The 20,015-nt window shown below is 56.4% G+C and carries 18 protein-coding genes; all 18 read right to left on the reverse strand.

Features of this window, described 5'->3' with window-relative positions; all coding sequences use genetic code 11:
• Positions 1-12 precede the first annotated feature (12 nt).
• Positions 13-1,233 carry a colanic acid biosynthesis glycosyltransferase WcaL gene (gene wcaL, locus BFV63_RS14270; RefSeq protein ID WP_048240489.1) on the reverse strand — a complete coding sequence of 407 codons (1,221 nt, stop codon included), beginning with the start codon at positions 1,231-1,233 and terminating at the stop codon, positions 13-15.
• A complete protein-coding gene (gene wcaK, locus BFV63_RS14275) occupies positions 1,230-2,510 on the reverse strand; it encodes a colanic acid biosynthesis pyruvyl transferase WcaK (protein WP_006811234.1) in 1,281 nt (426 codons plus the stop codon). The genes wcaL and wcaK overlap by 4 nt, the downstream gene beginning before the upstream one ends.
• Before the next feature lie 15 nt (positions 2,511-2,525).
• Positions 2,526-4,004, reverse strand: a complete 1,479-nt coding sequence (wzxC, locus tag BFV63_RS14280; RefSeq protein WP_023324941.1) for a colanic acid undecaprenyl disphosphate flippase WzxC — start codon at positions 4,002-4,004, stop codon at positions 2,526-2,528.
• Between the two features lies 1 nt (position 4,005).
• Positions 4,006-5,400: an undecaprenyl-phosphate glucose phosphotransferase gene (gene wcaJ / locus BFV63_RS14285; protein WP_003863525.1), complete on the reverse strand. Its 1,395-nt coding sequence runs from the start codon at positions 5,398-5,400 to the stop codon at positions 4,006-4,008.
• 46 nt (positions 5,401-5,446) lie between these two features.
• Positions 5,447-6,817 carry a colanic acid biosynthesis phosphomannomutase CpsG gene (gene cpsG, locus BFV63_RS14290; RefSeq protein ID WP_003863524.1) on the reverse strand — a complete coding sequence of 457 codons (1,371 nt, stop codon included), beginning with the start codon at positions 6,815-6,817 and terminating at the stop codon, positions 5,447-5,449.
• A 109-nt stretch (positions 6,818-6,926) separates the two neighbouring features.
• Positions 6,927-8,363: a mannose-1-phosphate guanyltransferase gene (gene cpsB, locus BFV63_RS14295; RefSeq protein ID WP_003863522.1), complete on the reverse strand. Its 1,437-nt coding sequence runs from the start codon at positions 8,361-8,363 to the stop codon at positions 6,927-6,929.
• A gap of 3 nt (positions 8,364-8,366) precedes the next feature.
• Complete coding sequence (gene wcaI / locus BFV63_RS14300; RefSeq protein ID WP_023314469.1) at positions 8,367-9,590, reverse strand: colanic acid biosynthesis fucosyltransferase WcaI; 1,224 nt, start codon at positions 9,588-9,590, stop codon at positions 8,367-8,369.
• Positions 9,587-10,066 (reverse strand): GDP-mannose mannosyl hydrolase, encoded by a 480-nt coding sequence (locus BFV63_RS14305; RefSeq protein WP_003863519.1) that lies wholly within the window; start codon positions 10,064-10,066, stop codon positions 9,587-9,589. Before BFV63_RS14305 ends, wcaI begins: the two co-directional genes overlap by 4 nt.
• A gap of 2 nt (positions 10,067-10,068) precedes the next feature.
• Complete coding sequence (gene fcl, locus BFV63_RS14310; protein ID WP_003863516.1) at positions 10,069-11,034, reverse strand: GDP-L-fucose synthase; 966 nt, start codon at positions 11,032-11,034, stop codon at positions 10,069-10,071.
• Positions 11,035-11,036: 2 nt separating this feature from the next.
• The gene (gmd, locus tag BFV63_RS14315) at positions 11,037-12,158 is read right to left on the reverse strand and encodes a GDP-mannose 4,6-dehydratase (RefSeq protein WP_003863514.1); all 1,122 of its coding nucleotides are present in this window, start codon (positions 12,156-12,158) and stop codon (positions 11,037-11,039) included.
• Positions 12,159-12,182: 24 nt separating this feature from the next.
• Entirely contained in the window at positions 12,183-12,731 is a 549-nt protein-coding gene (gene wcaF, locus BFV63_RS14320; protein WP_003863512.1) for a colanic acid biosynthesis acetyltransferase WcaF, read from the reverse strand.
• 16 nt (positions 12,732-12,747) lie between these two features.
• Positions 12,748-13,494 (reverse strand): colanic acid biosynthesis glycosyltransferase WcaE, encoded by a 747-nt coding sequence (gene wcaE, locus BFV63_RS14325; protein ID WP_003863510.1) that lies wholly within the window; start codon positions 13,492-13,494, stop codon positions 12,748-12,750.
• Positions 13,495-13,510: 16 nt separating this feature from the next.
• Entirely contained in the window at positions 13,511-14,731 is a 1,221-nt protein-coding gene (gene wcaD, locus BFV63_RS14330; protein WP_045350260.1) for a colanic acid polymerase WcaD, read from the reverse strand.
• The gene (wcaC, locus tag BFV63_RS14335; protein WP_045350258.1) at positions 14,706-15,923 is read right to left on the reverse strand and encodes a colanic acid biosynthesis glycosyltransferase WcaC; all 1,218 of its coding nucleotides are present in this window, start codon (positions 15,921-15,923) and stop codon (positions 14,706-14,708) included. The genes wcaD and wcaC overlap by 26 nt, the downstream gene beginning before the upstream one ends.
• Entirely contained in the window at positions 15,920-16,411 is a 492-nt protein-coding gene (gene wcaB, locus BFV63_RS14340; protein ID WP_048240487.1) for a colanic acid biosynthesis acetyltransferase WcaB, read from the reverse strand. The genes wcaC and wcaB overlap by 4 nt, the downstream gene beginning before the upstream one ends.
• Positions 16,411-17,253: a colanic acid biosynthesis glycosyltransferase WcaA gene (gene wcaA / locus BFV63_RS14345; protein WP_048240486.1), complete on the reverse strand. Its 843-nt coding sequence runs from the start codon at positions 17,251-17,253 to the stop codon at positions 16,411-16,413. The genes wcaB and wcaA overlap by 1 nt, the downstream gene beginning before the upstream one ends.
• A gap of 151 nt (positions 17,254-17,404) precedes the next feature.
• Complete coding sequence (wzc, locus tag BFV63_RS14350) at positions 17,405-19,567, reverse strand: tyrosine-protein kinase Wzc (RefSeq protein WP_015572374.1); 2,163 nt, start codon at positions 19,565-19,567, stop codon at positions 17,405-17,407.
• Between the two features lie 2 nt (positions 19,568-19,569).
• Positions 19,570-20,013 (reverse strand): low molecular weight protein-tyrosine-phosphatase Wzb, encoded by a 444-nt coding sequence (wzb, locus tag BFV63_RS14355; RefSeq protein ID WP_003862078.1) that lies wholly within the window; start codon positions 20,011-20,013, stop codon positions 19,570-19,572.
• Positions 20,014-20,015 lie beyond the last annotated feature (2 nt).

Raw genomic sequence — 20,015 nt, forward strand, 5'->3', positions numbered from 1 at the left:
ACAACCTCAGCGTTACAGCGTTTGCAGCAGGCTCGCTAACTGGCGATTAATCACCTGCTGATTGAATTCTGCTTCAACTTTTTGCCGCGCATTTTGCAGCACAGGGATCAGCGTTTGCTGATCGATATTGCTGAACGCGGCCAGACGATCCGCCAGCGCCAGCGCATTGTTTTCAGGGACCAGCCAGCCAGAATGCTCAGAGGTTATCAGCTCCGGGATGCCGCTGTGCAGGGTCGAGACCACCGGAATGCCGACGGCCATCGCCTCCATCAGCGCCACGGGAATGCCTTCCATATCGCCGTCGGCGCCGGTTACGGAAGGCAGCAGGAATACATCCGCGTCATCAAGCATGGCTTTCACTTCGTGGCTCGGCTTGAAGCCCGGCATCTCGACCACGTCTTCCAGCTGATACTGTTCAATCAGCGTGCGCAGGCGACGCTCCCACGGCCCGATACCCAGGATGCGGTAGTGGAAGTCCACACCACGCGCCTTCAGCTGGCGACAGGCTTCGATGGCTACGTGCAGCCCTTTCTTTTCGGTCAGGCGGGCAACAGAGATAATTTGCAGCGGCTTGCCCGGCACCTTGACCGGTCGCTGGGTGAAGCGTTCCATGTCTACGCCCATGCGTGAAACGGTGATTTTCTCGCTCGGGCACCCCATGGTTTTCAGGCGCCCGGCCCACAGGTTGCTTATCGGTAGCATCATGTCGCCACGGCGAAACAGCTGCTGATATTCCGGTGTGTAGTGGTTCAGCACTTCCCGGCTGGAGATGTCGATACCGTGGAAAATGGTTGCGATTTTGCCGTCAATCACCCCCAGCTCACGCAGTTTTGCCGCCGTTACGCCCGCCGGGCCAAAGTGGGCGATAAAGACATTGGCCCGGTACGGCTGGGCCGTTTGCCCGCAAATGGCGGATAAGATCAGGTTGCGGGCCTCCGCCCCATAGCGCGACATATTCAGCGCCCGCCACGTCGAGGCGCGATGCAGGCCGCGCAGCGTCTGTCCGGCGCGATAGCGCAGTTTGTTCATCCGTCCGGCGGGTTCATCCTGCAACCAGCGGGTTTTTGCCTCCAGCCCATACCGGGTATACGCCGCATGGGTGTTTTGCGTATCGCCCTTTTGCAGGGCGATAATCTCCACGTCATACCCCATATCGATAAACGCGGTGATTTGGTTCAGCACAAAGGTTTCAGACGACAGCGGAAATTTCAGTAAGAAGAAACCAACCTTCATTTCCCCTCCCGGACGCGGTCGAGTACGGATTTCACCATGCCAATACCTTTTTCGCGTTCGGCTTTTACCGCCACCGCCAGACGTTCGTTGATCGCAGGCAACTGGCCGAGCGTGTCGCCCACCATCGCACCCAGCGACCCGTCCAGCAGATGACGAATATCAACGGCCATTTCCGGCATACCGAGCTGCTGCATAATGCCCGCGGACTTGTGTTCGTAGTTAATGGCGATGGCTGGCGTGCCGAAGTTCATCGAGATAATGGCCGAGTGCAGACGCGTGCCCACGGTCAGGTCGCAGGCGGAGAGCAGCTTGCCCATCTCCAGATCGTTCAGCTCGTCCATCACCACGTGATAGCGGGACGGATCGTTCACCAGGTTGCGCAGGTTGAGCGCCACCATACGGTCATCTTTGTTGTAGCTGTCGATACCGGTACAGGTGGAAAGCGCCAGCACCTGGTAACCGCTGTCCAGCACGCGGTTCACCACGTCGGCAAAGGCTTTTTCGTACGCCGCCTGGGTCGTGCCGAGGCGTTTATCGAACGGCGCAAGTTCACGGAGGGTAATGGCGACGGTTTTCTGCTTTGCCGCCACGTCCAGCCAGTGCTGTACCGCGTAGCTGGCCTGGAAGCTGTCATCCTGATGATCCACCAGCCAGGCGGTGTCTACACCGTGCTCCACTTTGGTGGTGTCAATTTCGCTGCGCTTCATCATGTCGAGGCTGACCGATTCACGCAGGATCAGCGCGTCGCAGTGGCCGAAGACATAGTTCGCCAGCTGGTTAAACTGCGGATCCTGGAATGGCCCGACGCTGTGGCCGATCATAAACAGCGGCTTTTTCGCCATGAAGGTACAAAGCGCATGCTCAAACTGCGGCACGCCGTAGAGATCGACGAAGAACGAACCGCCCACCTGAATAATGGCGTCATAGCCGGACAGCAGACGCACAAAATCGGTAAAGCCCTGCGCGATGGCGATGTTGCGCAGCTTGCCGGTGTCGGTTACGCGAGAAAGCAGCACCTGATGCTGATAGCGGCGACGCAGGACTTTCTTCACGCGCCCCATCACGCCCGCAGCGTTGTTGTGCTGTTTCATCTGGCTGTAGAGCGGGTCGCCCATCACCGGGCGGTTCAGTAACCAGGATGAGCTGACCGGATAACGGCTCATCACATCCACTTCAGTCTCAGGCTTAAGGGTGTTAATTGCATCCAGTAAACCGCGCAGGATGGCGCTGTCGCCACGGTTGCCGCAGGTATGGTTGCCAAGAATAAGTAATTTCATAATGGCCTCGTAAAATTAGCCTGCGCGAAGCAGCGTTTTCATTTTTTCGTTACGGCAAAACTGGCGCTTCATCTCGACCACCAGCGCATTGCGTGACAGCACAATCATCACGCCAAACGCCAGCGCGCCTGCCGCGACCTGCACCGCAAGCAGCGCCGCCAGCGGCAGATGTCCGTTCAGCACCACGCCCAGGCCGTAGCTCACCGCAAGCGTCGGCAAGGAGAGATAAAACGGCAGCCACAGGCTGAGGATGTACTGACGGTAGCTGGAGCCCAGCACCGGTTTGATCATCACGAAGTAGCTCAGCACGGTATTGACGATTTGCACCAGCAGGAAGCCGAGCGTCACGCCAATGGCACCCGCCATGTGCCCGCCCACAATAATTGCCGGAATAAACAGGAAGGTTTTAAACACGTTGAACTTGAAGCTGATATCCACGCGCGCCTTTGCCATCAGCAGAGAACCAATCGGGTTCCCCACCGAGCGCAGCAGCCCCACGACGCACAGCAGTTGCAGGATTGGGATGATGCTGTTCCACTTCTCGCCAAACACCAGCGGTACGAAATTGCTGGCGACCACCATCAGCCCCAGCAGGACCGGGAAGTTGATGATCCCCACCACGGAGAGCAGCTTGTAAAAGTTCACGCGCAGCTTTTCGGTATCGTCCTGAATTTTGGCGAACGCCGGGAACAGGACGCGGGTAATAATCGGGTTGAGCTTCATCGGCGGGACAACCGCGACGTTATACGCCAGGTTGTAGCCACCCGCGACGCTCGCGCCCAGAATGCGCGCCAGCACCAGCGTGGAGAGGTTAGTATTTACGTAGTTGATAATGCTGTCTGCCGTCAGCCACGCGCCGAAGCGCAGGTTGGATGAAACAGACGCCAGCGAAAAATGCAGCCCCGGGCGATAAATCCTACGGCCAAAGAAGCCGAACAGCAGCGTGCGCACGGCAGAGTTAACGAGGTAGCCGAGGATGGCGGTCATCGCCAGCGGCCAGAAATGGGCGCTGACCACGGTGAAGGTAAAGCCCGCCAGCACGGCGCTGGTCTCAATCATGCCGATTTTGTTGAACTCCAGCTCTTTCTGCATCAGCGCGCGGAACTGCTGCCCGTGCGGGATCACCACGAAAGCGAACGACAGGGTGCGCATCAGCGGCGCCAGGTCCGGGTTATGCAGCACGCCGGCAATCACATCGCTCAGCAGGAACACCAGCACAAAAACGAAGATACCCAGCCCGACGTTCAGCCAGTAGAGGGTGGTCAGCTCCAGATGGCTGATCTCTTTGCGCTGGATAATGGAGTTGGCGATACCAAAGTCCGACAGCGTATCGGCCAGGGCGATAATCACCAGCGAGACGGTCAGCAGACCAAACTGGTGATTATCGATAATGCGCGCCAGCACCGTCATCTGCACCAGGCCGAGGCCAATGATGACGATGGTGGCCATGGCTGACCATTTCGCACCGCTGATGGTTTTTTCTCGTAAGCTCATCTTAGTACGCCGCTTTGTTCACGAAACCTTTGAAAATGGTCAGAAAAACAATCTTGATATCGAACCAGAGGCTCCACTCGCGGATGTACTCCAGATCGAACTCGATGCGTTTTTCCATTTTTTCCAGCGTATCGGTCTCGCCGCGCCAGCCGTTGATCTGCGCCCAGCCGGTGATGCCCGGCTTCACCTTATGGCGCAGCATGTAGCCTTCAATCAGGGTACGGTACTGCTCGTTATGGGCCACGGCGTGAGGACGAGGCCCGACGATGGACATCCCGCCGGTGAACACGTTGATGAACTGCGGCAGCTCATCGAGCGAGGTACGGCGCAGGAAGTTGCCCACACGGGTGACTCGCGGATCGTTCTGCGTCGCCTGGGTCACCACCTTGTCGTTCTCCATCACCTTCATGGAGCGGAATTTCCACACCATGATCGGCTTACCGTCCATGCCGTATCGGGTCTGACGGAAGATGATCGGCCCCGGCGAGCTGAGCTTTACCGCCAGCGCAATGCAGCACAGCACCGGGGAGATGAGCAGCAGGATCAGGGACGAAAGCACGATATCTTCCACGCGCTTCAGCACGCGGTTAATCCCCGACAGCGGCGTGTCGTACAGCGGAACAACCGGTACCCCGTTCACCTCTTCAATACGGGAGTGGAGAATATTGAAGGTGAAGACATCCGGGATGAGGATCACCGAGCAGGTGGTATCCGCCAGCTCGCGCATCAGTTTCTTGATGCGGGATTCATCTTTCATCTGCATGGCGATGTAGACGTTATGAATTTTGCCGGCTTTCGCATCGTCAATAAGCTGTTCGTAGTTACCAGCCCAGTCGGACGGCACGCCGCCGGGCTTCGCGTCGTGATAAATCCCGACCACTTCAAAACCTAACCACGGCTCTTTGCGGAAGCTGTCGAGCAACACCTGCCCCACCGGCAGATCGCCCGCCACGGCAACGAAGCGACGGTTATACCCGCGGTTGCGCAGCCAGCCCGCGCCAAAGCGGATCAGCGAGCGGCAGACCACCATGCCAATGCTGGTTAACAGATACCAGCAGAGATAGGTCACAAGACGGTTATCAAAATCATGGCTGAACGCCACCAGGCCTGCGCTGAAAATCAGGCTTAAGGTCCAGTTCTGGAGCAGCAGCATCAGTTCGGTGGTCATTTTGACGCCGCGCCATGAACGATAGAAATCGGTCATGCCGCCGATCATCTGAAACACCACCAGCGCAATCAACGCCATCAGCAAGTGCATGTATAAGAACGACTGCCCGCTGACCCAACACACCGCCCACAGTCCGCCGACCATGATGGTGATATCAGAAAAACGCTGCACCATAGAGATTAACGATGCATTCGTTCTCGCTCGTTCGCGCTTTTTTAGATTTGTCATCGTTGTTCCTGTATTCGGTTCCCCCTCCTACCAGGAGGGGCAGTTATTACTGATTCAACAGCGCCAGAATGTCCTTCGTTCGGGCTTCCATCAGCGCGGTATCGGCGCGGGACTCCACGTTCAGGCGCACCACCGGCTCAGTATTGGACGAGCGCAGGTTAAAGCGCCACTGCGGGAACGCCATGCTGATGCCGTCGGTACGGTCAATCTCCAGCGCATGAATGGCAAAGTGGTGCTCTACGCGGGCAATGGCCTCAGCGGGCTGCGCCAGTTTGCTGTTGATCTCGCCGCTCGCCGGGAACGCCGCCATGCGGTCGCGCACCAGTTCGCCCAGGCTCTGCCCTTTCAGGCACAGCAGCTCGGTCACCAGCAGCCACGGGATCATCCCGCTGTCGCAGTAGGCAAAATCACGGAAATAGTGGTGGGCGCTCATCTCGCCGCCGTAGATGGCGTCTTCCTCACGCATACGCTCTTTGATAAACGCGTGGCCGGTTTTGGACATCACCGGCTCGCCGCCCGCGGCCTTCACCACGTCGACGGTGTTCCAGGAAAGACGCGGATCGTGAATGATTTTCGCCCCCGGGTTTTTCTCGAGGAACGCTTCCGCCAGCAGGCCAACGATGTAGTAGCCTTCGATAAACTGCCCTTTCTCATCGAACAGGAAGCAGCGGTCGAAGTCGCCGTCAAAGGCGATACCCATATCGGCGCCGTGCTCAATCACCGCGTTGCGGGTGTCGTCGCGGCACTCCGGCAGCAGCGGGTTAGGAATACCGTTCGGGAAGTTGCCGTCTGGCGTGTTGTGCACTTTGACGAAGGTCACCGGCACGTTCAGCGCCTTAAAGCGGGCTTCAAGTGCATCGACAACCGGGCCTGCCGCGCCGTTGCCGGAGTTAATCACCAGCTTCAGCGGTTTGAGGTTTGCCACATTGATGTAGCCCAGCAGGTGGTCGATGTACTCTTTTTGCAGGTTAATCTGCTTATAGCTGCCGCGCTTCGCTTCGTTCACCGGCGGGAAGTCGTTGGCCTCGGCCAGACGCTGCACGTCACGCAGACCGGTGTCGCCGCTGATAGGACGCGCGCCCTTGCGCACCAGCTTCATGCCGTTGTAGTCCATCGGGTTATGGCTGGCCGTCACTTCGATACCGCCGTCCACGCCCAGGTGGAAGGTGGCAAAATAGATCTCTTCGGTACCGGAAAGGCCAATGTCCAGTACGTCGACGCCCGCGTCCTGTAGCCCTTTCGCCAGCGCCAGCTTCAGAGATTCGCTGGTCAGACGCACGTCGCCGCCCAGCACGATAGTTTGTGGTTTCAGATATTCGCCGTACGCGCGGCCGATGCGCCACGCAATGTCTTCGTTCAGCTCTTCGCCCAGCTTGCCGCGAATATCGTAGGCTTTAAAGCAGGTTAATTTTTCCATGATGACCCCTTTTTCAGGCAACAGTTGGCCCTGACCATGTAATGGCCAAATTTATTTTTTTCATTCGTAGGCCCGGTAAGCGCAGCGCCACCGGGCATGATGCGGAGTGCTACACGCGCCCGTAGCGATCCTGGAAGCGGATGATGTCGTCCTCTTCCAGATAGGAGCCGGAACGCACCTCAATTAAGTCGAGCGGAATTTTCCCCGGGTTTTCCAGACAGTGCGTGGCGCCCAGCGGAATATAAATGGACTCGTTTTCACCGAGCAGCTTCACTTCACCGTCGATGGTCACTTTGGCGGTCCCTGCCACCACCACCCAGTGTTCGGCGCGGTGATGGTGCATCTGCACCGACAGCCCTTCTCCCGGCTTCACGGTGATGCGTTTCACCTGATAACGCTCGCCGGCGTCGATGGAGTCATATTTGCCCCACGGGCGGTAGACTTCACGGTGAATATGGTGTTCGTGGCGACCATCGGCCTTGATCTTCTCCACCACTTTTTTAACGTCCTGCACGGCATTACGGTCGGCAATCAGCACCGCGTCTTTGGTCTGCACGACCACCAGATCCTTCACCCCTACCGTAGTGACGAGGCCAGATTCGGCGTAGACGTAGCTGTTTTCCGTTTTGTGGCTGATCACATCCCCGTGATGGACGTTACCCTCCGGGGTATGCGCGCTGATCTCCCACAGTGACGACCAGGAGCCGACGTCGCTCCAGCCCGCATCCATCGGTACCACTACCGCATCTGCCGTACGTTCCATCACCGCATAGTCAATGGACTCTTCCGGACAGGCGAGGAAGGCTTCTTCGTCCACGCGGATAAAATCGAGATCCGGATCCACCACCGCCATCGCTTTTTCGCAGGCGCTTAAGATATCCGGGCGATATTTTTCCAGCTCTTCCAGGTAGCGACCGGCGCGGAACAGGAACATACCGCTGTTCCAGTAGTATTCACCGCTGGCGACATACGCCTGCGCGGTTTCCAGATTCGGTTTTTCGACAAACTGCGCCACGTCAAAGGCCACGCTGTCGCCTTCACCAGGCGTAACGCTGCCGCGGCGAATGTAGCCATAGCCGGTTTCCGGGAGATCCGGCACGATGCCGAAGGTCACCAGCTTGCCGTTCTCAGCGTAAGGAATCGCGGCGCGTACCGCGTCGCGGAAGGCCTCTTCCTGCTGGATGACGTGGTCAGCCGCCAGCACCAGCATCAGCGGGTCGCAGTCCGGGCTGCTGCGTTTTGCCGCCAGCGCCGCAAGGGCAATGGCAGGCGCCGTGTTGCGTCCGGCAGGCTCCAGAATGATATTTTCGGTCAGTTTGTTCAGCTGGCGCAGCTGCTCGGCAACGATAAAGCGGTGCTGCTCGTTACAGATCACCACCGGGCTTTCACACTCCACGCCGTGCAGACGGTTAACCGTCGTTTGCAGCATGGTGAGGTCGCCTTTCAGGCACAGAAATTGTTTTGGATAAAGCACGCGGGACAGTGGCCACAACCGGCTCCCGGATCCACCCGCCATTACGACCGGATACAAAGTGGTTTGACTCATGATTTATCCCCGTATATCTGCAATAAATTGGCTCAGCACGTTCTCTTTCTCGAGCGTGCGTTCGGCATATTCACGTGCCACCGTGTTCTCTTTTGGCATGGCGAGTGCCTGCTCAATTCCGGTCACCAGCGCAGGAACCGATTCAGGCTCCACGCAAACGGCAATGCCCGGGTAGCTGTTGCACAGCTGGCCTAATTCTGTTGCGGCTTCTGCCGTAATCACCGCGTTTCCGCCCACTGCCAGAATGTTGGTCAGCTTGGACGGCAGCACCGCATCCGCCGCGCCGCGTTTTTGCACCACCAGATGGCAGTCCGCCATTTTCAGCAGCGCGGGCAGCGCGTCATAAGTCTGAAGCGGGAAGAAGCGGATGTTGGTCAGTCCGCGCTCGCTGGCCATTTTTTCCAGCCGCGCTTTACCACCGCCCTGCCCGACTATCACGAACATCCACGGGTGTTCGCTCAGCTGAAGCGCGGCGTCAATCACGCTCTCCAGCCCCTGTTTTTCGCCGATGTTGCCTGAGTAAAGAATGATTTTTTGCTCAGCAGGCAACCCGAGTTGCGCGCGCAACGCCTGCGCGTCCTGGTCTGTCACATCGCGGAAGCGCGCCACTTCGGACCAGTTCGGAAAGAAGATCACTTTTTCCGCCGGGACGCCCTTCTCCTGCGCCTTGTTCATCATCGAGCGCGAGATGGTCGAGACGTAATCCACGTTGTGCAGGCCGCTGCGCTCAAAGGCGCTGGCGAGCTTCGCCACCTTGCCGCCCTTGCCTTTCCCGGCCATACCCAGCCCGAGCATGGCGTCCACTTCATAATCCTGAATGTGCAGCAGGGTGCGCGCGCCGGAGAGTTTTCCCAGCAGGCGCATGCCTGGCGTGCAGAACAGGGTCGGCACCACGCCGATGATGCGATCCGGCTTCCAGCGACGCTGCGCCATCAGCGGGAAGAAACTGCTCAGGGCAAAGCTGCCCAGATGAATTAAACGTTTCAGCGTCGAGGGCTGTTTCGGCACGTAGAGCGGGCAGCGCCAGACGGTCGCGGCGCCCTCTTCGCGGCGGTAGCGCCAGCTGGAATAGCGTTCGCCTACCTTCCACTCCGGGTAATACGGCGGGGCAGTAATCACCCGCACGTCATGTCCCTGGCTCGCCATCCACTCGACCATCTCGCCGGTGTATTTCCCGATACCGGTAAGCTCCGGCGAGTAGTTAATTCCGTAGACGAGGATTTTCATAGACCTGGCACCTCGGCCTGACGTTCCGCAAGGAAGTACGCCCGACTGTTGTCATGGACGTTGTCGCTTGCCAGCAGCGCCTCTGGCGTTAACCAGCGGTAATCGTCATGCTGAGAATCAGGCAGACGCAGGTCTGCCTCACTCACCTTCAGGCGGAACCCCAGCACGACGTAGTGCGTGGTGAACCCGGTGCCTGAAAAGTTATCGTCATAGAAGTGCTGCCAGACCCCGTAAAACTGGCCCGCTGCCATCGGCAGTTGCAGGCCCAGTTCCGCCAGAGTGAGACGCTCAAACGCATCTGTAAGCGTCTCATCCTTCTGCACGCGCCCGCCGGGCACGAACCAGAAGCCCTGTGCAGGACGATTGGTTCGTTTCCCCAGCAAGAACTCGCCGCGTTCGTTCTCCACGATCAAATCAATTGAGATCAGCGGAGTGGAACGCACTACCGTGGCAAAATCTTCCTGACTTAAAAACATCATTACCCCCGGAAGCGGTGCTGGTTTTCCAGGAACCACTGGTAGGTGCTGGCCAGCCCCTGCTCCAGTGAGACCTCGTGATACCAGCCCAGCTGATGCAGACGGGTCACGTCCAGCAGCTTGCGCGGCGTGCCGTCCGGTTTGGTGGCGTCAAACACCACGCGTCCTTTGTAGCCCACCACCTGCGCGATGGTCTGCGCCAGCTCGCGAATGGTGCAGTCCACGCCGGTCCCGACGTTAATGTGCGACAGCATCGGCTCGGTGTTTTCCTGCCACACTTCGCGATCCAGCTCCATGACGTGAATGCTGGCCGCCGCCATATCGTCCACGTGAAGGAACTCGCGCATTGGCGTACCGCTGCCCCACACCACCACGTCCGGGGCGTTTTCGGCAGTCGCCTCGTGGAAACGACGCAGCAGCGCCGGGATCACGTGGGAATTGCTCGGGTGGAAGTTGTCGTGCGGTCCGTACAGGTTGGTCGGCATCACCGAGCGATAGTCGCGGTTATACTGACGGTTGTAGGATTCACACAGCTTGATCCCGGCAATTTTGGCAATCGCATACGGCTCGTTGGTGGCTTCAAGCGTGCCCTGCAACAGTTCGCTCTCGGCGATCGGCTGCTTCGCCATTTTCGGGTAGATACAGGATGAGCCGAGGAACAGCAGCTTGTTCACGTTGTGCAGATGCGCCGCGTGAATGATGTTGCTCTCAATCATCATGTTCTCGTAGATGAAATCCGCCGGGTAGGTATTGTTAGCTATAATGCCGCCCACCTTCGCCGCCGCCAGATACACCTGGTCGATACGTTCGCTGGCGAAGAAGTCCTGCACCGCTTTGCTGTCAAGCAGGTTCAGCTCGTCGCGGGTGCGAACAATCACCTCCACGTCACCGCGCTGTTCCAGCTGGCGAACAATCGCGGAACCCACCATTCCGCGATGACCGGCGACAAAAATACGTTGTTTTGTCATTCTCAGGACTCCAGCGCGATGGCAACCTCGTAGCCATGAGACTTGAGCAGGGAGTGTTTTTTCGCTGCTTCAAGATCTTTGGCCACCATCTCGGATACCATTTCTTGCAGGGTGGTTTCTGGTTTCCAGCCCAGCTTCTCGTGCGCTTTGGTTGGGTCACCCAGCAGGGTTTCCACTTCAGCAGGACGGAAGTAACGCGGATCAACCTGGACAATCACGTCGCCTGGCTTCACGCCCGGTGCGTCATGGCCGGTCACGGAAACAACGATACCCTTCTCTTCCACGCCGGTGCCTTCGAAGCGCAGCTTGATGCCCAGCTGTGCCGCAGCCATCTCAACGAACTGACGTACGGAGTACTGCACGCCGGTCGCAATCACGAAGTCTTCTGGCTGCTCCTGCTGCAACATCATCCACTGCATTTTCACGTAGTCTTTCGCATGGCCCCAGTCACGCAGGGAATCCATGTTGCCGAGGTGCAGGCAAGACTCCAGGCCCTGAGCGATGTTAGCGATCGCGCGGGTGATTTTGCGGGTCACGAACGTTTCGCCGCGACGTGGAGATTCGTGGTTGAACAGAATGCCGTTACAGGCGTACATGCCGTAGGATTCACGGTAGTTCACGGTGATCCAGTAGGCGTACAGTTTCGCCACAGCGTACGGAGAACGCGGGTAGAACGGCGTGGTCTCTTTCTGCGGAATTTCCTGCACCAGGCCGTACAGCTCAGAGGTAGATGCCTGGTAGAAGCGAGTTTTCTTCTCAAGACCCAGGAAGCGAATCGCTTCCAGCAGACGCAGCGTACCCATGGCGTCCACGTCAGCGGTGTATTCCGGGGATTCGAAGGAGACCGCAACGTGGCTCATCGCGCCCAGGTTGTAGACTTCATCCGGCTGTACTTCTTGCAGGATGCGGGTCAGGTTGGAGGTATCGGTCAGGTCGCCGTAATGCAGGTGGAATTTCGGGTTCGCCGCGTGAGGATCCTGGTAGATATGATCGACACGCTCGGTATTAAATGAAGAGGCACGACGCTTAATACCGTGAACTTCATACCCTTTTTCCAGCAGTAACTCTGCCAGGTAAGAACCATCCTGCCCGGTAACGCCGGTGATGAGAGCGACTTTAGACATGTTTATATTCCTCTACTTATGAATTTAATCAGTTTCAACGCGTTCGCGTATCACCACTGCGGGGTTGCCACGGCAAATTTTATTTGCCGGAAGCGATTTAAAAACGCTGCTGCGGGCACCGACTACCGTGCCATCGCCAACAGAAACACCGGGTGCAACAAAGACGTCTGTTGCCAGCCAGCATTTTTCACCGATCACAACAGGCGAAGCGGTAATATCAAAATGCGGGCTCATAAAATCGTGGCTGCCGGTGCACAAATAACACTTCTGTGAAACCACCGAATTTGCGCCAATCGTAATCTCGCCAAGGGTATATAACACTGCGTCATCCCCAACCCAGGCGTAATCCCCAAGCGTTAATTTCCAGGGATAAGTAATTTTCACCGAAGGTCGAATGACTACGTTTTTTCCTATTTTTGCGCCGAACAGACGCAGTAAAAATGCGCGCCAGCGGTACAGTATTTGCGGCGACCAGGCAAATAACGTTGCCTGTACAGCCCACCACAGTTGAACTTTAATACCGCTCCCGCCCCGAAAACCTTTCGGTACGGAGAATCCATTTAATTCCTGCATTACGTTTCCTTATATCTCAGGCTTTGTTATATAAGGCTTTCGCTTTACCCGTCGTTTTCAGACGTAAGAAATAAGATAATTCCGCCCAGAACCCCGGCACGCGTAATATTTTACGCTGCACGTTTTTCGCATCCTGGCACAGTTCCAGATTATTCGAGGTTGACACGCCGCCCATTGAAAATTCAGATACCAGTCCTTTAATTCGACGGAACGGGTAGCCAGATTTGTAAAGGCTGGCGGCCAGGGCATAATCTGATGACACTTTATAGCGCAAATCGTAAGGCTGTTTTTTCAGACCGCTCATTGGGAAGAAAATAGCCTGATGGCTGGCCGGGAGGCTGTGGTAGATATACCAGCCTGGTTTCGCACCGCGCAGCACTTTTTTCCCCTCGCCGAAATCAAGCAGCGCATCACCGATAAACATGGCATCTTCTTTCTGGCGCGCCAGCTGACGGGCAAACAGCGCCACATCTTCATGGAACACATCGCCGGAATTGAGGAAGATGGCGTAACGCCCCTGCGCCATGTTGATGCCTTTATTCATGGCATCGTAAATGCCTTTATCTTTCTCGCTGATGTAACGTAAGTTAAACTCACCGTTGAGTTTTTCCAGGAACTCCGCCGTGCCGTCGTTCGAGCCGCCATCGACCACGATCCACTCAAACGTGAGGCTCGGATCGCGCGCCAGGTTGCGCAGCGAGCGCCAGGTTTTTACCACCCCTTCGTAGTTACGAAAGGCGACAGTAATGACGCTAAGAAACATAAATCACCTCATTTCGTCATATGCTCGTAATATTCAGCGCCTTGCGCAAAATAAACGGACATACAATTAAGAATGCATATTCCGGGCTAAATATTGACCCGGTAAAAAACAACGACACCGGTGTGAACAGATAAAGTTGCACGCGAAAGTTCTGGTTATCACCAAACGCGTTAATCATCATTTTGAAAACTTTAAACAGATACCACAGTGTCAACAGTACGGCGAACCAGGAAAAATAGATAATTAACAGATACAGACCATTGTCTATGGTTTTACCGACATCCGCACCGTTAAAGATTCCGAATGATGCAACATATTCATAAAGTGAGCCGAATCTTACTACGCCATCTATATGGGTTAAGGAATAACCCACCATCACCAGTGGACCAATGATGCGATAATAGGACGATGACCCTTCCGTTCCCAAATCACCCAGACGCTCAGAAATGTACGGAAACGCAAATATCACGCCCACTAAAAATACCGTCAGAGAGATTATCGCCAGCGGCAGTTTTTTCTTAATCGCCTCTTTGTTCAGGTACTGGAACGCCCACTCCAGCAGGTAAAACAGAATAAACGTCATTACCCCGGAGAACGACCCTGACAGAACGATTCCTGCAAGAATCATAGCATCGGTCTTGGGGGTTTTGATACCGAACTGTTTGATGCTGAGCCAAATTGAGATTAATGCCAGAGCAAAAAACGCCGGTTCAAAATAGAGCGCGGTTGTACGCTTGCCACCAAACTTAATGAAGTTCAGTACATAGCTGTTACTGTATATAAGATATTTCGAAATTATTTCCATCAGGCTGCTTCCGCCTGTGAGAATAATTTGCGCCATCTCCATTGCCGCAAGCACAACAATCAGCCCGACGACAATATAAAAGAACCTGAGGATTTTCCTATAATTGTGCGGAGAAATAGTTTTAAAGCGAATACTCCACACCATGCCAATAATGATAACGATATAAACAAACAGCATGGTGGAGGTGACATATTTGCTGGCGTCCAGCGACTGTCCAAAGATGTAGTTAAACGCCGTCAGACCAAACCCGATGCCCAGCGCAATCATCAGCTTTTTGAGGTTAAGCTTGTCAACGTAAAGCAACAGCAGAACCGGCAGGAAGGTGACGATAGTGATCGGGAAGCTTTCACCGAGCTGGGCAATCTTAACGTTGACCAGCAGGTAGATCAGCGGCAGCAGCAGATAACTACAGATTCTGATAGAACGAGACATACTCCTCCAGCATCTGTTGTCCACTGTACGCTTTACGGCTGCGGTTGCGGAACGATTCCAGGTCAGTGCCAAAAACAGCCTGCGCGATATCGGCCTTCGACAACTGCACCAGCGGCAGCACCTCGTTTTCACTGAAGGTTTTACCGCCCGATTTCTCCAGCACTTCCCGCGCGGCGTCGCTGTGGGTGGCAATCACCGGCACGCCGATGGAGAGCGCTTCGCACAGGATCAGCGGGTAGTTGTCCACGCGGGAGCTGAACACCAGCGCGTCCATACCGTTCAGCGCGCTCATCAGTTTGCGTTTGTCGGTTTCAAACCCGTGGTTCACCACGTTAGCGCCTTCAAACGGGGAGAATTTGCCAAAGGTATGCAGCTCAATCTTGTCGCCGAGCGCCATAATGTCGCGCACCAGCTGCTGGTTGGTTTTGCCGTCGTAACGCAGGTCATGGGCGACGACCGCAATTTTCGGCTTACCGGCGGTAACGGCTACGGGCGTCAGTTCGGCCAGGATCGTTTCCGTCGCCACATCAATACCGTTGTTGATGATCTGGCAGCGCCCTGCTCCGTACAGGCTATTAAAAGCATCCGCCACGTGCTGGCTTGGAGAGATGAAGGTGCAGCCGAGCGAGAGCATATCGCGGAACAGCTGACGCTTACCCTCAACCAGCTGATGCGCGCGATCGACCTTCACCGGCGGGTAGTTGCTGAGCGTAGGGCATTTCTGGCAGTTATCTTTCCAGCCTTCGCAGCCGTCGGTAAAGGCGCAGCGTCCGGTCACGCTCCAGTGGTCGTGCAGCGTCCAGACGAATCGGGTATCCGGCTTATGCGCCTTCACCTTGCCACAAAACGCCACCACCTCTTCCAGATTCAGCCAGTAGCTGTGCAACACGTGAAAGTGCAGCACAACCGGGCCGCGAGTGCGGGTGACGGTGCGGTAGAGATTATTCAGGTTGCCGAACAGGTCGCGGTTGAACAGGCGGAACAGCGCGATATTGGCGATGGAGGTCAGACGTGGCGTCTGCTTCAGCACCTGCGGATAGTTATCATGGCTGACGCTTTTCTTGCCACCTTTGCCGTAACCGTAAACGAAGCGCGACTGTAATCCTTTTTGCAGCGCGCGCTGGTGCAGATCCAGCGCTACGCCTGCCGCCCCGCCCTCTGCGAGGCGTACGTTAAATTGCAGAATGTTCATTTTATCACCTTCACGCGGGCTTTCTCGCCCACCACCAGCGCGTTGTCCGGAATGCTGTCCAGCACCACGCTGCCTGCGCCAATCGTCACGTTATTGCCCACGGTAATGTCCCCGATCATCACCACGTTGGCGCCCAGCTCGACGTTATTGCCGATGACCGGGCAGGCCAGGCTGTCTGGCCCGCGGTTGCCGATCGTCACCCCGTGGCGAATGGTTAAATCATCACCCGCGACGACGAACTTGTTGATGACCACCGCATAACCGTGATGAATGGTAAAGCGGCGGCCAATGGTGGCTGCGGCCTGAATTTCATAGCCAAAAAAGCATTCGGTGATGATGCGGTACAGCACCAGCACCGGCGCGGCCCAGATATTGTTCAGCACATTTTTTTTGCGCCACACCGAGCAAAAGTGCGCAATACGGTAGGCCAGAACCATGCAGCACGGGCGCAGGCTCCAGCTGTTAGCGCGACAATCTTCCAGAAACATTATTTCCCCCGAAGCCCGTCAGCCAGACGCTTGCCGTTACGTATCGACAGCAACGTCAGCAACGTGCGCCAGTTCATGCGCTTGTTACGGATCTGATACAGGGTGAAGAGCTGATACTTCCGGCTGGCACGGTCAAACTTGTCCTTGTGCTTGCGGTAAAAATGGAAGTAGCCCGAGAATTTCTTCGGCGACGAGGTGATTTGCATCTCCCCGTGATTGATGTGCAGGATCTGCGTGGCCTCTTCCACCTTCCACGGCTCGCCGTACTCCACCACCATCCGCAGGAAAATGTCGTAATCCTGCGCCGCCTTCAGCTCGGTATCGAACAGGCACTCCTTAAAGCGCCATGCCCAGGTAAACACCTGGTTGCCGATAATGTTGCGCTTGTAGAACAGGCGGCGGGAATACGGTGATTTCGGATACAGCGGCAGGCTGGCCGGCTGCGAATAGACCTCGCCCTGACAGACATAGTCATTGGCATACAGAAACGCGTGGGTCACCAGCTGCGCTTTGTGCGACAGGAAGATCGACAGACGGTTTGGCGTCCATTCGTCATCGTCGTCGATACCGGTCAGATACTGCCCTTTCGCCTGCATAATCGCCTGGTTGCGCACCGCACACGCCCCGGAGTTGATAGCGTTGTGCGTGTACACCACGCGCGGGTCGTTCAGGTCTTCAACAAACTTTTGCAGTTGTTCGTAAGAGGAGGAACAGTCATCCACGATAATCAGTTCCCAGTTATCGTAATCCTGACGCAGGACCGATTTAATCGCGCGGATCGCCAGCTGCTGACGATTCCATGTCGGCATATAGATAGAAATCAAAGGGCGTTGTGTGGTCATATTTTCCCCTCACCCCGGCCCTCTCCCCATAGGGGAGAGGGTGAAAGGCATCCAGTGGTTATCATTACGTTCGTCCCCCAAATCCAGCACCGAACAGTCCCCTCTCCCCTTTGGGGAGAGGGTTAGGGTGAGGGGTGTGGGGTGCATTTTGTTATTTACTGTCAGACTTGTATTCGTACTCGTAGTAGCCGTAATCCTGATACCCGGTCGCGCGGCGGAAGATGGAGTTCAGAATGACCCCCTTCACCTCAATACCGTTCTGCTCAAAGCGGCTCAGGCTGGTTTCCACTTCCTTCAGGGTGTTCACCGCATAGCGTGCGACCATCAGCGTGGTGCCCGCATGACGCCCTACCACGGCGGCGTCGGTAACCGCCAGAATTGGTGGGGTATCGATCAGCACCAGGTCGTAGTTTTTGCTCGCCCACTCAATCAGCTGCGTGAAGCGCTCGCTCATCAGCAGTTCAGACGGGTTCGGCGGCACCTGGCCACGCGGGATCAGGTCAAATTTCGGAATCGACGTCGGCTTGGCGCTCTCGCTGATTTCCCCTTTACCGAGCAGGATTTCCGACAGTCCGTTAACGTTGTTGGTCCCCAGCAGCTCGTGGGTGTAGCCCTTACGCATGTCGCAGTCGATCAGCAGCACGCGCTTGTTGGTCTGGCTCACCACCGCCGCCAGGTTGGCGCAGACGAAGGTTTTACCGATTGATGGGCTAACGCCGGTCATCATCAGGACGTTGTTTTTGGCCTGCATCATGGCGAAGTGGAGGCTGGTACGCAGGCTGCGCACCGCTTCAATCGCCAGGTCAGTCGGGTTACCCACGGCCAGCAGCTGGCTCTGTTTGTAACGCTTGACGCCCTTAACGGTTTTGACGCTGTCACGGGACTTCTGCCACTCGGAGAGCGGGATGCTGGCGTACACGCTGATCCCGTTCTCTTCCAGCACCTGCGGACTTTCGATACCGCGGTTGAACAGCGAGCGCAGCAGCACGCCGACAATGGAAAGCATCAGGCCGAGAATAATGCTGCCGAGGATAATCAGCGCCTTCTTCGGCTTCAGCACGCCCGGCTGGGTAATCGCCGGGTCAACGATACGCACGTCGCCGACGGTGCTGGCTTCGGTGATTTTCAGCTCCTGCTGTTTGTTCAGCAGCTGCATGTAAACCTGCTGGCCGGATTCCACATCACGCGTCAGGCGTACAATTTCCTGCTGCGTCTTCGGCATCGCGGTCACGCGGTCATTCAGCTTCGCCTTCTCTTCTTCCAGGGTACGACGTTTCTCCAGCAAAGTGCGGTACGCCGGGTGACGTTTGGTATAGAGCTTGGAAATCTCCGCCTCTTTGAAGGTCAGCTCGTTCAGCTGCGCATCAATATTCACCATGGAGTCGAGAACCGATTTCGCCTCCAGCGGCAGATCGACGGAATCTTTGTCCTGACGGTACGCGTTCAGCTTGTTCTCAGCGTCATCCAGACGGGCGCGCACCTCCGGCAGCTGTTTACTGAGGAACGCCAGGCTTTTTGCGGCTTCCGCTGACTTGCGCTCTACGTTCTGCTCAAGATAGTTGCGGGTGATGCTATTAAGGATGTCGCGGATTTGATCCTTGTCTTCACCGGTGAAGGTCATGCTCAGAACGCCGGTATCCTTGCCGTTTTCGGTGACGGTCAGGTTGTTTTGCAGGTTGTTGATCATCCCGAGCGTCGAGAATTTGGTGACCGTAAACTCCCCGCCCTCATGCGCCTGAATTGCGCTGACCTTGATGCTGACGCCCTCTTTAGTCAGCATCTGTCCCACCTCGCCGCGCGCGCTGAAGCCCGCGTCGCTGGTCAGCTGATACTGTTTTGGTCCCAGCACGGTCAGGGTAAAGGTTTGGTCCCCTGCCCCTTTTGGGATCACAAAGTCGGTCACTTTTACCGTATCGTTACTGCGCCCCATCAGGCGATCCCAGCCTGCGCCAAACACCGGGAAGGTGTTTTTGGTGACCGCAATATCCAGCCCCAGGTCGTGAACCGTTTTGCCCAGTACCAGGCGCGACTGAATCAGCTGAATTTCGGCTTCCGATGCCGGCGGCTTGTTGGCCAGCGCCGAGCCGATATCCTGAACCAGCGAGTTTCCGGTATTTTGTTCGATCTGCACCAGCGCGTCGGCGCTGTAAATAGGCGTCGCGAACAGCGTATAAACGATCGCCGCCACGGCAAAGATGGCGGTAATACCCAGCACCCACCATTTCGCTTCAATAACGGTCCCGACCAGGCGACCGATATCGATTTCATCACTGCCCGACGTCGGGGCGGCAGAAGGTCTTGTTTTTTCTGTCATTGTTATCCCTGCTGAGCTTTCAGTGCCTGCGCCCACTGACGGGCAGACTGGTCTAGTAAGGTGTATACCGCCTCAAAGGCCTCGCGGCTCTTGCGATACGGATCGGGAATTTCGCGCTCACCATCCCAGTGACCAAACAGCATCACCTTGCCGCGCATCTCCGGTGCGATATCGCACAGCGCGTGAATGTGGCGTTTTTCCATCGCGAGGATCAGGTCATATTCCCGGCACATCCTGCCAGAGACCTGACGGGCAACGTGCCCGTCGAGTGAGAGGTTATGCTCAAGGGCAACGCTTGCGGCACGTTCGTCGGCACCTTTTCCGACCAGCGCGCCCAGCCCTGCGGAGTCGACCGTTAACGCAGGCTGGTAATTTTTCAACAGCCTTTCAGCCGTGGGGGAACGGCAAATGTTCCCCACGCACACCACCAGAATTTTGTTAAACATCG

It is taken from the genome of Enterobacter hormaechei subsp. xiangfangensis, assembly GCF_001729785.1.
In the GTDB taxonomy this organism is placed as follows: Bacteria; Pseudomonadota; Gammaproteobacteria; order Enterobacterales; family Enterobacteriaceae; genus Enterobacter; species Enterobacter hormaechei_C.